The following is a 12,600-nucleotide window of genomic DNA, read 5'->3' as shown; positions in this document are numbered from 1 at the left end:
GGAATACCCTATATTCTTTTTTTCATTCCCACAGAACAAAATAGATATATTACCCCTTTTATTATTAATAAATTATTACACAATGGAAGAACTCACCCTCACCACACCCTCGTTATTATTCTCGGCGGTATCTCTTATCATGCTTGCCTATACGAATCGGTTCCTGTCATATGCACAGGTAGTACGTACCCTGAAAAAAGATTATGACACAAATCCCAGTATCGTCACCGCAACACAGATAGACAATCTTACCCGAAGATTATACCTCACCCGAAGTATGCAAATATTAGGAATAAGCAGCTTATTGACAAGTGTTATCTGTATGCTGTTCTTATATATACACTGGCGCATCACAGCAGTCATTACTTTCGGCGTCTCGTTACTTTGTCTTATCCTTTCATTATTCTTATCTATACGCGAACTTATGATTTCGACACATGCTTTGGAAACGTATTTAGGGGAAATGAAAAAATGAAATGTTATATAAACCTGTGTTTAATAAGCATTAAGAATAAAATAACAGTCAAAAACGACGGTAAAAATAATATTTTTCAATCAAAAATTTTGTCAATTCAAAAAACACCTCTATATTTGCACTCGCATTTCAAGAAAGCACTCTTATAATCACAGTAAGATCTTTCGCCCCAAATGGCCCATTCGTCTATCGGTTAGGACGCAAGATTTTCATTCTTGAAAGAGGAGTTCGATTCTCCTATGGGCTACAATAAATAACTGACAAAATTAAAGGAGATAATTGCGATGGCAAATCACAAATCATCAGAAAAAAGGATCAGAGAAACGCAGGTTAGAAACTTACGTAACAGATTTTATGCGAAAACAGCAAGAAACGCCGTTAGAAAACTGCGTGCTACCACTGTAAAAGAGGATGCTGCTGCTATGTACGTTAAAGTAAGTTCTATGTTGGATAAACTGGCTAAAAAGAACGTTATCCACAAAAACAAAGCCTCAAATCTGAAATCTAAGCTGGCTTTACACGTAAATAAATTGTAATACGGCCTATTGGCAATATGCAATAGCATATGCTCATTATAACGATGGCCCATTCGTCTATCGGTTAGGACGCAAGATTTTCATTCTTGAAAGAGGAGTTCGATTCTCCTATGGGCTACCAGGCGTTGAATTATTTATTCAACGCTTTTTTATATATTATTTCCCTCCTTTTTCTTGCAAAACAAAACTTCATTTTACTTCTTGATTTCAACTTTTTTTCGTAACTTTGTTTGCGTTATGAAACAACTTTTTATACGCTGTTTCAAAGATTTACAAGCGCTTTGTCAATATAAACTGCGCAGAAATAACATTAATAAATCACATTCAAAATAAAATGTCGGAAGAACTCGAAAACAAAAATTATTCAGCGGACAGTATTCAGGTACTGGAAGGATTAGAAGCCGTAAGAAAACGCCCGTCAATGTACATAGGCGATACCGGAATAAAAGGTCTGCATCATCTTGTATACGAAGTAGTGGATAATTCCATCGACGAAGCTTTAGCAGGATATGCCACACATATTGAAGTCTACATAAATGAAGACAACTCCATTACTGTTATCGATAACGGACGGGGCATACCCGTAGATATGCACGAGAAAGAACATAAGTCAGCCCTCGAAGTAGTATTAACGGTATTGCATGCCGGTGGTAAATTCGACAAAGGTTCTTATAAAGTATCGGGAGGACTCCACGGCGTAGGTGTGTCATGCGTAAACGCATTATCGACCTACCTGCGCGCTGAGATCAGACGGGAAGGCAAAATATATATGCAAGAGTTTTCTTGTGGTAAAGCTTTACATGACGTCGAGATTATAGGTTCTACCGACCAGACAGGAACAACTATTACATTCAAACCGGACAACAGTATTTTTCTGGAAACCGCATATCAATATGAAATATTAGCTTCACGCCTACGCGACCTGGCATTCTTAAATGCGGGCATTTCATTGGCACTGACTGATAAGAGAGTCCAAAAAGAAAACGGAGAGTTCAAAGGCGAAACGTTCTATTCCAAGGAAGGATTGAAAGAATTCGTCCGGTATATAGATTCGTCAAAAGAATCTCTCATTAACGACGTAATTCATATTTCGACCGAACGTCAAGGCGTACCTGTGGAAGTCGCCATGACTTACAATACAACTTATAATGAAAATGTATTTTCCTACGTAAACAATATCAATACGATAGAAGGAGGTACGCATCTTGCCGGATTTCGTAGAGGACTTACCCGTACGTTAAAGAAATATGCCGAAGATTCGAAAATGCTTGAAAAAGTCAAAGTTGAAATTAGCAGCGATGACTTCCGGGAAGGACTTACAGCCGTAATCTCCGTAAAAGTCATGGAACCTCAGTTCGAAGGCCAGACAAAAACAAAACTCGGAAATAATGAAGTAATCGGAGCCGTAGATATTGCGGTGAGTGAAGCTTTGCGCAATTATCTGGAAGAAAACCCCAAACAGGCCAAGACCATCGTAGAAAAAGTGATCGTTGCCGCTACAGCCCGTCATGCAGCCCGTCGTGCGCGTGAAATGGTACAGCGAAAGACTCCCATGTCATTAGGAGGTCTTCCCGGGAAATTAGCCGACTGTTCATCACGCAAACCCGAAGAATGCGAAATATTCCTGGTCGAGGGTGACTCCGCCGGAGGTTCTGCAAAGCAAGGGCGGGACCGTACGTTCCAGGCGATTCTTCCCCTGCGCGGTAAAATCCTGAATGTAGAGAAAGCCATGGATCATAAAGTTTTCGAAAGCCAGGAAATCAGTAATATTTTTAAGGCTCTGGGAGTAACTATAGGAACCGAAGATGACTCGAAAGAAACGAATATAGAAAAACTACGTTATCATAAAATCATAATCATGACCGATGCCGACGTAGACGGAAGCCATATAGCAACCCTGCTTATGACATTCTTCTTTCGCCGTATGCGTCCGCTGATTGAAAATGGATATCTGTATATTGCAACTCCCCCTTTATACCTATGTAAGGCACAAAAAGGAAAAATAGCGGAATATTGCTGGAACGAACAGCAACGGCAACAATTTATCATGAAATATGCCGATGGGGACGAAAAGAAAATAGATATACAACGTTATAAAGGTTTAGGAGAAATGAACCCCCATCAGTTATGGGAAACTACAATGGATCCTGAAAACCGTATGTTAAAACAGGTGCACATTGACAATGCGGCTGAGGCCGACCGCATATTCTCAATGCTCATGGGAGAGGATGTTGCTCCACGACGCGATTTTATTGAATCGAACGCTGTTTACGCAAACATCGATGCTTAAACTAAATTATTAATAGCGTAAAGCGCGGCCTCCGATGAAGAGCCGCGCTTTGCTATTTTTATTCATTCGTATGAAACGATATTAATAAAATATCATTTACTTTGTATATATACACCATTTTTAATGGTATAGCTCATCCATATTAATGAACACTATATGGCTAAAAAAGAAAAAGAAAACAAAGAAAAAAGAATAAAAAAAGATGAATTCGTTCAAAGAATCATCGCTTTTTTCAATCAGGACCGTAAACGATCCTTTAACTATAAACAAATCGCTCATGGCGTCGGAGCAAGTACTCAACCACAAAAACAATTAGTATTCCAGATACTTGAAAACCTGGCAGCAGATGATTTTCTAGTAGAAATCGTTCCGGGAAAATATAAATCAAATAACCGGGGAACAATCGTGAGCGGCAGATTCGAAAGACGCAGCAACGGCAAGAATCATGTCGTCACCGAAGAAGGTGAATCTATTTTCATTGCCGAACGTAACTCCATGAGGGCAATGAACGGCGATAAAGTGGCTATTTATGTTTACGCCAAACGAAAAAATAAAGATACCGAAGGCGAAGTAAAAGAGATACTCGAAAAAGCAGAGCAGACTTTCATAGGAACTCTGGAAGTGCAAAAACACTTTGCATTCCTATTAACCGATACTAAAATCCTGGCTAACGACATATTCATCCCCAAAGACAGGCTAAAAGGAGGAAAAACAGGAGATAAAGCTATAGTACGCATAACCGACTGGCCCGAAAGAGCAAAAAATCCTTATGGAGAAGTAGTCGATATATTAGGCGTTGCCGGTGAAAATAATACGGAGATACACGCTATTCTGGCTGAATTCGGACTCCCCTATATTTATCCTCAATCGGTAGAAAAAGCGGCAGATAAGATAGAAGATAAAATAGACCCTGAAGAACTTAAAAAACGAGAAGACTTCAGAGGTGTCACAACTTTCACTATCGACCCGAAAGATGCAAAAGATTTTGACGATGCCCTCTCTATACGTGCCCTGTCTAACGGAAATTGGGAAATAGGAGTGCACATCGCCGATGTTACCTACTATGTAAAACCGGGAAGTGTTATTGATAAAGAAGCAGAAAAAAGAGCTACATCGGTATATTTGGTCGACAGAGTAGTTCCGATGTTACCTGAAAAATTATGTAACGGGATATGTTCCTTACGTCCGAATGAAGAGAAACTATGTTTCTCCTGCATTTTCGAATTGAATGAAAACGCCGATGTCATAAATTCCCGTATAACCCGTACCGTTATTTTATCCGATAAACGTTTTGCTTACGAAGATGCACAACAAATCATCGAAACCGGTGAAGGTGAATACAAGGATGAAATATTGACCTTGAACAATCTGGCGGAGAAATTACGTAAAAAACGTTTTGCCAACGGCTCCATCAATTTCGACCGCCATGAAGTAAAATTTGAAATTGACGGGAACGGAAAGCCTCTGGGAGTCTATTTCAAAATCTCTAAAGAGGCAAACAAACTGATAGAAGAATTCATGCTCCTGGCGAACCGGACAGTCGCCGAATTTATCGGCAAAACGCCAAAAAATAAAAAGGCAAAAACATTCGTCTATCGCGTACATGACTTGCCCGATCCCGAAAAAATGTCCACACTATCTACTTTTATACAACGGTTCGGTTACAAATTAAAAACAGAAGGAAATAAAAAAGAAGTATCGCGTTCTCTCAATTCTCTATTAGGACAAGTTAAAGGACGGCCGGAAGAAAATCTTATCGAAACCATTACTATCCGCACAATGGCAAAAGCCGTATATACGACGGTAAATGTCGGCCATTACGGGCTTGCCTTCGACTATTACACCCATTTTACATCTCCTATACGACGATACCCCGACATGATGGTACACCGTTTGTTAGAAAAATATCTTTCCGGAGGACGCAGTGTCAATACTGCAAAATTAGAAGAACAATGCGAACATTCATCAAACATGGAGCAAGTAGCAGCTAATGCGGAAAGAGCATCCATCAAATACAAACAGGTAGAATTTATGAGCGCACACTTAGGGGAAGAATTCGATGGTGTTATTTCAGGAGTTACAGAATGGGGACTCTACGTTGAAATCAATGAGAATAAATGTGAAGGCTTAGTCCCTATCCGCGATCTTGAAGACGACTATTACGAATTCGATGAAAAAAATTATTGCCTCACAGGACGTCATAAAAAACGCAACTATCGGCTTGGAGACCCGATTCGCATACAAATAGCCCGGGCCAACCTGGAAAAGAAACAACTGGATTTTGCTTTGATTGAAAAGAATAATAAACGATAAGAACAACAGGATAAGAACAGTGGCATCTGCAACAGTTCCTTTAAAAAGCACATGAGTAACAGGACGGCCTTCTACCTCATTATGAGACAAAAGGCCGTTCTTGTATTAACGAATAAAGAGGTTTTTTCACCGGATAATACTTTCATCATTACTGCAAAAACGCTATCTTTGTGAGGTTTAAACTGAAAGAAATTCATGGATAATACAACAGATATTATATCCGATCAGGGATACGGCTCCGATACGATCCGTACCTTAGACTGGAAAGAACACATTCGCCGTCGTCCCGGTATGTATATTGGAAAACTAGGAGACGGAGCTCATTCTGACGACGGAATCTATGTTCTGTTAAAAGAAGTACTGGATAACGCCATAGATGAATATATGATGGGATTCGGTAAACAAATCGTCGTTGATATCGTAAACGAAGAAGTAACTGTACGAGATTACGGAAGAGGTATACCACTGGACAAGGTCAAAGACGTTTCTTCCAAAATGAATACCGGAGCTAAATATGACTCCAAAGCCTTTAAAAAATCGGTAGGACTTAACGGTGTCGGCATTAAAGCCGTAAACGCACTTTCCACGACTTTTATCATAAGAGCTACCCGTGACGGTTTCTGCAAGACAATAGAATATGCACATGGTGACGTAATTTCCGAATCAGAGATTCTTCCTACCGAAGAACCCAACGGAACTTACGTTCATTTTATTCCGGATAAAGACATATTTAAAGGATATCACTACCGGGAAGAATTTATCGAACCCCTGTTAAAAAATTATGTATTTCTGAACTCAGGACTTACGATAATATTCAACGGTAAAAAGTTCTTTTCCCGTAACGGACTGCTGGACTTGCTGAATGAGAATATGACCACTGAGAGCCTGTATCCTATCATACACCTCAAGGGAGAAGATATAGAAGTAGTCATTACACATAGCAACCAATACGGCGAAGAATATTATTCTTTCGTCAATGGCCAGCATACGACACAGGGAGGAACGCATTTATCCGCATTCAGAGAATCAGTTTCTCGAACCATCAAAGAATACTATAATAAAAACTTCGATTATGCCGATATACGCAACGGTATGGTTGCGGCGGTAAGTATCAAGGTGGAAGAACCTGTTTTCGAATCTCAGACCAAAACGAAACTGGGTTCCAAGGATATGGGACCGGACGGTCCTTCTGTGAGTAAATTTATAGGCGATTTCCTGAAGAAAGAGCTGGATAACTTCCTGCATAAAAACAATGAGGTTTCCGAAACAATGCTCAAAAAGATACTGGAATCAGAAAAGGAAAGGAAAGCCATAGCCGGAGTTACCAAACTGGCAAGAGAAAGATCGAAAAAAGCAAATCTTCATAATAAAAAATTACGGGATTGCCGCATTCATTATAATGATACGAAAGGCGAAAAACGGGAACTTAGCAGTATTTTCATAACAGAGGGAGACTCTGCAACCGGTTCCATAACAAAGATCCGCGACGTAGAGACTCAAGCAGTATTCAGTTTGCGCGGAAAGCCCCTGAACTCTTATGGCCTCACTCAGAAGGTTGTCTATGAAAACGAAGAATTCAATTTGCTACAAGCCGCATTGAATATAGAAGAGGGAATAGACGGTTTAAGATACAACAAAGTCATCATAGCGACCGACGCTGATGTGGACGGTATGCACATCCGCTTGTTGATGATTACTTTCCTGCTTCAATTCTTCCCCGATCTCATCAAAAAAGGTCATGTTTATATCCTTCAGACACCTCTTTTCAGAGTACGGAATACAGCCAAAAGGAAAACATTCTACTGCTATAATGAAGAAGAACGCATAGCTGCAATAAATGAATTAGGAAAAAATGCTGAAATAACCCGGTTTAAAGGTTTAGGAGAAATATCTCCGGATGAATTTAAACATTTCATCGGCCCCGATATGCGGCTCGATCAGGTTTCGCTGAAAAAAGAAGACCTGGTAAAAGAATTACTGGAATTCTATATGGGAAAAAACACTATGGAACGCCAAAACTTTATTATTCAAAATCTTGTTGTAGAAGATGACACAGACATCGCCTAAACGCATTGCATTATTCCCGGGAACATTCGACCCGTTTACGACAGGACACATGTCTATCGTAAAACGTGGATTGAACATACTGGATGAAATCATTATCGCCATAGGTGTAAATGATGCGAAACGTACTTATTTCACCGAGGAACAAAGACTTGAAATGCTGCGTTCGTTTTTTAAAAATGATTCCCGCATAAAAATCATATCGTACAACAAGCTGACCATAGACGCAGCTCGTGAACACGGAGCTGATTTTATCATAAGAGGAATACGTTCGGTTAACGATTTCGAATATGAAAAGACGATAGCCGATGTAAACCGTAAACTTTCGGGAGTAGAAACCATTATTCTGTTTACCGAACCGGAACTCACACACGTAAGTTCTACTATTGTACGTGAACTGCTGAGATACGGCCACAGTGTAAAAGATTTTATTCCCGAAGGTCTCATTCTCGAATAAACAATAAAATTATGAAAAAGGTATTTTTTGCAATAATCCTCTCTTGTATAATCTGTAACCCAGGTTTCTCTCAGCAACAATCTTCAGGCATGAGAAAACTTAGCCTGGCCGATTGGGTAATTACCAACATGTATGTAGATACGGTAAACGAAACCAAATTAGTAGAAACAGCTATACGGAGCATGCTCGAAGAACTGGATCCCCACTCTACTTATACCACAGCCGAAGAAACAAAAGAAATGACCGAACCGTTGCAAGGCAATTTCAGTGGTATAGGCATACAATTCAACATGAACAAAGATACGGTGTATGTCATACAAACGATCGCCGGAGGGCCTTCGGAGCGTGTAGGCATACTGGCAGGAGACCGTATCATCGAGGCAAACGATACTGTTATTGCCGGTGTAAAGATGAAAAACAGCGATATTATGAAACGGCTAAAAGGGCCCAGGGGAACTACCGTAAAACTTAAGGTCTTGCGTAAAAGTGCGCCTTCACCTATTGTTTTCAAGGTAGTACGGGACAATATACCCATCTATAGTATAGACGCATCATATATGGCCGATAATAAGACCGGATATATACGCATCAGCCGGTTCGCAGCAACCACCGGAGAAGAATTCAACGAAGCTTTGCAGGAATTACAAAAAAAAGGTATGAAAAACCTGATTATTGATTTGCAAGGTAACGGCGGCGGTTTCCTGAATAGTGCCATAGACATTGCAGACGAACTGCTAAAAAACGGAGAAATGATCGTTTATACACAAGGACGCAAAACACCCAGAGAGGAATCTCACGCAACAAAGAACGGCATATTCCAGAAAGGAAAACTGATCGTCATGGTAGATGAAAGTTCGGCATCGGCCAGCGAAATTGTTTCGGGAGCCATACAAGACTGGGATAGAGGTATTATCATCGGACGTCGAACGTTTGGCAAAGGACTGGTACAACGTCCTATTCCTTTCCCCGACGGCTCTATGATAAGGCTGACTACATCCCGTTACTATACCCCTTCGGGACGTTCCATCCAGAAACCTTATAATGATACGAAAGAGTACCAAATGGATCTTATCAACCGTTTTAACCGGGGGGAACTCAGCAGCGCAGACAGCATTCATTTTCCCGACTCGCTTCAATACAGGACTTTGAAGAACAGTCGCGTCGTTTATGGCGGAGGAGGGATTATGCCGGATTATTTTATCCCGCTTGATACGACAAAATATACCGATTATCACCGTGATCTGGTAGCAAAAGGAGTTCTTAACCAATTTGCTATTGCTTATCTGGATAGAAACAGGAAACAACTCATGCACACCTATCCGGAAAGGGAGCTTTTCCTAACTAATTTCGAAGTAGAAGAAAAGGCATTGGAAGATTTATTAAAAATGGCCGAAGAAGAAAAAATAACCTATAAAGAAGAAGAATTTGAAAAATCAAAACCGATCATACTTCAACAGACAAAAGCGCTGATCGCACGTGATTTATATGACATGGCTGCTTATTTTCAAGTTATGAACCGATACAACGACTCCTATCTCAAAGCTTTGGAAATAATCAATAACGATAAACAGTACGAACAACTTCTCTCAACAGGAACAAAAAGATAAAACCTATTTATTGATAAGCAAATTCCACCAAAGGCGAAACTTTCGATTTCGCCTTTTTTTTGTTCCAGCTTTTATTTAGATAATAAGTCAGGCAAGCCGTACCGGCTCCCAAAACCATGCCTCCCAATACATCCGAAGGATAATGAACACCTTGGTGTATACGGGAAAAGCCAACGCACGAAGCCCATATCATCGTAGGAGCGATTACATACCACCGGGGATATTCCAGGCTCAAAGAAGTAGCTAATGAGAACGCCATTGCCGCATGTGTCGAAGGAAAAGACGGAGATCCCGGAGAATCACGCTTTATTATATAAGGAAGCTCATTATAAGGACGTTTGCGGTCTATGACATACTTTAAGCCATAAGATAGAATAATCGTCGCCGCCATTCCCGTAACTACCGATATGCTCTTATCGAACAACTCTTCATTATCATCGCATAACGCATAAACAACCATTCCTGTAGGTACGGCTAAAGCAAAAACTTCTCCTGTCGTGGAAAAAAAAGAACTGAATGCACGCACGCCGCGTCCATTCCAGCTATTTACTTCCCGTATGATTGCTTCATCGGGATTATGAGCTTGAATACCATTAAATATTATACTTAAAAATAAAATTACTATTACACGTTTCATACCGATATCATTTTTCTCAGAACAAATTTAAGGTTAAAACCCGTCATAAATAAAAAAAAGGATGTGAAAATATCACATCCTTTTTATATATTATATAAACGAGGTTTTATTTCAAGCCCCTGTTATGAAGTAAAGATTCGGGATTCGGATCGGCACCCCTGAATTTCTTATATAGAGCCATAGGATCCTCACTACCTCCTTTTTCCAATATATTTTCACGGAAAGACTTTGCAGTAGCCGGATCGAAAATTCCGTGTTCTTTAAAAGCATCGAAGGCATCGGCATCAAGTACTTCCGCCCATACATAACTATAATATCCGGCACAATAATCATTTGTAAATATATGGGAAAAATAAGTACTTCTGTAACGGAAGGTTATTTCATCTATCAAACCTATTTCTTTAGCCACATTTCTTTCGAAAGCTCTCACATCGAATTCCTGAGGTTCTGAGATTTCGTGCCAGCGCATATCCAATATGCCGGCTGCCAAAAACTCTGTAGTAGCAAATCCCTGATTAAATTTAGATGCATTTTCCATTTTGGCTATCAAACTATCAGGAATAATCTCACCAGTCTGATAATGTTTTGCATACATTTTCAACACTTCCGGCGCAGTAGCCCAATGTTCATTGATCTGAGAAGGCAACTCCACAAAATCGCGCGCTACACTTGTACCGCTTACCCTGAGATAATTACATTTAGTCAACATACCATGCAAAGCATGACCAAACTCGTGAAAAAGAGTCTGAACCTCATCAATCGTCAATAAAGAAGGAACATCTCCTGCTGGCTTGGTAAAATTACATACATTATAAATCACAGGACGAATTTCCTTACCGTCCTTAACATAAGATTCCCTGAAATTGCTCATCCATGCTCCGGCACGTTTTCCGGCACGCGGAAAATAATCGGCATAAAATACCGCCAGATGCTTGCCATTTTCATCTTTAACTTCAAATACTTTTACATCGGGATGATACACAGGCATGTTCTTCAGCTCGGTAAATGTAATACCATACAATTTATTTGCTACCATAAACGCACCTTCGCGTACATTATCCAGACTAAAATACGGTTTCAGTTCATCCTCATTAAGATCATATTTTGCTTTTCGTACTTTTTCGGCATAATACCACCAATCCCACGGAGCCAGTTTGAAATTTCCTCCTTCGGCATCAATCATCTCCTGCATATCGGCTGCTTCCTCCTTAGCCCGGGGTATTGCATAGGACCAGACACGATTAACCAAATTATTTACATTTTCATCCGTTTTTGCCATCCTGTCGTCCAACGCAAAATCGGCAAATGTTTTATATCCCATTAAATTGGCCTTTTTCAACCGGAGGTTAACCATTTTCGATACGATAGCTTTATTATCATTCTTATTATCGTTATCGCTTCTGTTAATATAACCTTTATATATTTTTTCGCGTAAATCACGATTATCCGAATATTGAAGGAAAGGAATCCGGCTGGGAGCATCTAAAGTAAATATCCATCCTTCTTTATTTCGTGATTTGGCTTCCGCTGCGGCAGCAGCAATTACCCCCTCTGGTAATCCCGCCAAATCTTCTTTTTTATCGATAACAAGTTCAAATGCATTTGTTTCGGTCAGGACATTATCTCCATACTCGATCGAAAGTTTAGCCAGTTCCGTATTTATCTCCCGTAATTGTTCTTTATCAGCAGCAGAAAGCAAAGCTCCGGAACGCACGAAATCTTTATAATATTCTTCCAAAACTTTGAGTTGCTCGGCAGTAAGATTCTCTTTTTCCCGGTTATCATATACGGTCTTAATACGGGCAAACAACGAATCATTCAGCGAAACATTATCGGAGTGTTCCGAAAGCAAAGGGGAAACGGCTTTGGCAATACGTTGCAACCCGTCATTTGTTTCAGCCTCGGTCAAGCTAAAAAATACAAGACTCACTTTTTTCAGAAGCTCCCCGCTAAAATCAAAAGCCTCTATGGTATTTTTAAAATTCGGGGTTTCCTGATTAGCAATAATAGCAGCTATTTCAGCGTCATGTTGCTTAATACCTTCTTCAAAAGCCGGCATGTAATGCGTCGTATCGATCTGTTCGAAAGGTGGAACACCGAACGGTGTATCATAATCGGAGAAGAAAGGATTCGTTTTTTCCTGTTTAGTACAAGACATCATCATAATTAAAGCAAAAGATGTGATTACTAATTTTTTCATACTCTCATTATTTATATATTT

The 12,600-nt window shown here is 39.9% G+C and carries 9 protein-coding genes and 2 tRNA genes; 9 read left to right on the top strand and 2 right to left on the bottom strand.

Features of this window, described 5'->3' with window-relative positions; genetic code table 11:
- Positions 1-82 precede the first annotated feature (82 nt).
- The 9 genes from OCV73_RS11345 (at position 83) to OCV73_RS11305 (ending at position 9,742) form a co-directional block, all read left to right on the top strand.
- Entirely contained in the window at positions 83-475 is a 393-nt protein-coding gene (locus tag OCV73_RS11345; RefSeq protein WP_147552284.1) for a DUF2721 domain-containing protein, read from the top strand.
- Positions 476-650: 175 nt separating this feature from the next.
- Positions 651-722, top strand: a tRNA-Glu gene (locus OCV73_RS11340).
- A 37-nt stretch (positions 723-759) separates the two neighbouring features.
- Positions 760-1,011 carry a 30S ribosomal protein S20 gene (gene rpsT / locus OCV73_RS11335; protein WP_147552282.1) on the top strand — a complete coding sequence of 84 codons (252 nt, stop codon included), beginning with the start codon at positions 760-762 and terminating at the stop codon, positions 1,009-1,011.
- 46 nt (positions 1,012-1,057) lie between these two features.
- A tRNA-Glu gene (locus OCV73_RS11330) sits at positions 1,058-1,132 on the top strand.
- Positions 1,133-1,345: 213 nt separating this feature from the next.
- Positions 1,346-3,301 (top strand): DNA topoisomerase (ATP-hydrolyzing) subunit B, encoded by a 1,956-nt coding sequence (gyrB, locus tag OCV73_RS11325; RefSeq protein ID WP_147552280.1) that lies wholly within the window; start codon positions 1,346-1,348, stop codon positions 3,299-3,301.
- Between the two features lie 156 nt (positions 3,302-3,457).
- The gene (rnr, locus tag OCV73_RS11320) at positions 3,458-5,614 is read left to right on the top strand and encodes a ribonuclease R (RefSeq protein WP_147552278.1); all 2,157 of its coding nucleotides are present in this window, start codon (positions 3,458-3,460) and stop codon (positions 5,612-5,614) included.
- A gap of 195 nt (positions 5,615-5,809) precedes the next feature.
- Entirely contained in the window at positions 5,810-7,681 is a 1,872-nt protein-coding gene (locus OCV73_RS11315; RefSeq protein WP_147552277.1) for a DNA topoisomerase IV subunit B, read from the top strand.
- Positions 7,662-8,135 carry a pantetheine-phosphate adenylyltransferase gene (gene coaD / locus OCV73_RS11310; RefSeq protein ID WP_147552275.1) on the top strand — a complete coding sequence of 158 codons (474 nt, stop codon included), beginning with the start codon at positions 7,662-7,664 and terminating at the stop codon, positions 8,133-8,135. Before OCV73_RS11315 ends, coaD begins: the two co-directional genes overlap by 20 nt.
- 11 nt (positions 8,136-8,146) lie before the next feature.
- Complete coding sequence (locus tag OCV73_RS11305) at positions 8,147-9,742, top strand: S41 family peptidase (protein ID WP_147552274.1); 1,596 nt, start codon at positions 8,147-8,149, stop codon at positions 9,740-9,742.
- 7 nt (positions 9,743-9,749) lie between these two features.
- Here OCV73_RS11305 and OCV73_RS11300 read toward each other — a convergent pair whose 3' ends face one another.
- Positions 9,750-10,379, bottom strand: a complete 630-nt coding sequence (locus tag OCV73_RS11300; RefSeq protein ID WP_147552272.1) for a phosphatase PAP2 family protein — start codon at positions 10,377-10,379, stop codon at positions 9,750-9,752.
- A 106-nt stretch (positions 10,380-10,485) separates the two neighbouring features.
- Entirely contained in the window at positions 10,486-12,579 is a 2,094-nt protein-coding gene (locus tag OCV73_RS11295) for a M3 family metallopeptidase (RefSeq protein ID WP_147552270.1), read from the bottom strand.
- Positions 12,580-12,600 lie beyond the last annotated feature (21 nt).

The sequence above is a fragment of the Barnesiella propionica genome, assembly GCF_025567045.1.
Classification (GTDB): Bacteria; Bacteroidota; Bacteroidia; order Bacteroidales; family Barnesiellaceae; genus Barnesiella_B; species Barnesiella_B propionica.
The sequence above is the reverse complement of the archived record's forward strand: the minus strand, read 5'-3'. Positions and strand labels throughout refer to the sequence as shown.

What these genes read in the sequence shown, in the direction of transcription:
- OCV73_RS11345 (WP_147552284.1), top strand. Translation starts at nt 83, where the DNA reads ATGGAAGAACTCACCCTCACCACACCCTCGTTATTATTCTCGGCGGTA.
- rpsT (WP_147552282.1), top strand. Translation starts at nt 760, where the DNA reads ATGGCAAATCACAAATCATCAGAAAAAAGGATCAGAGAAACGCAGGTT.
- gyrB (WP_147552280.1), top strand. Translation starts at nt 1,346, where the DNA reads ATGTCGGAAGAACTCGAAAACAAAAATTATTCAGCGGACAGTATTCAG.
- rnr (WP_147552278.1), top strand. Translation starts at nt 3,458, where the DNA reads ATGGCTAAAAAAGAAAAAGAAAACAAAGAAAAAAGAATAAAAAAAGAT.
- OCV73_RS11315 (WP_147552277.1), top strand. Translation starts at nt 5,810, where the DNA reads ATGGATAATACAACAGATATTATATCCGATCAGGGATACGGCTCCGAT.
- coaD (WP_147552275.1), top strand. Translation starts at nt 7,662, where the DNA reads ATGACACAGACATCGCCTAAACGCATTGCATTATTCCCGGGAACATTC.
- OCV73_RS11305 (WP_147552274.1), top strand. Translation starts at nt 8,147, where the DNA reads ATGAAAAAGGTATTTTTTGCAATAATCCTCTCTTGTATAATCTGTAAC.
- OCV73_RS11300 (WP_147552272.1), bottom strand. Translation starts at nt 10,379, where the DNA reads ATGAAACGTGTAATAGTAATTTTATTTTTAAGTATAATATTTAATGGT.
- OCV73_RS11295 (WP_147552270.1), bottom strand. Translation starts at nt 12,579, where the DNA reads ATGAAAAAATTAGTAATCACATCTTTTGCTTTAATTATGATGATGTCT.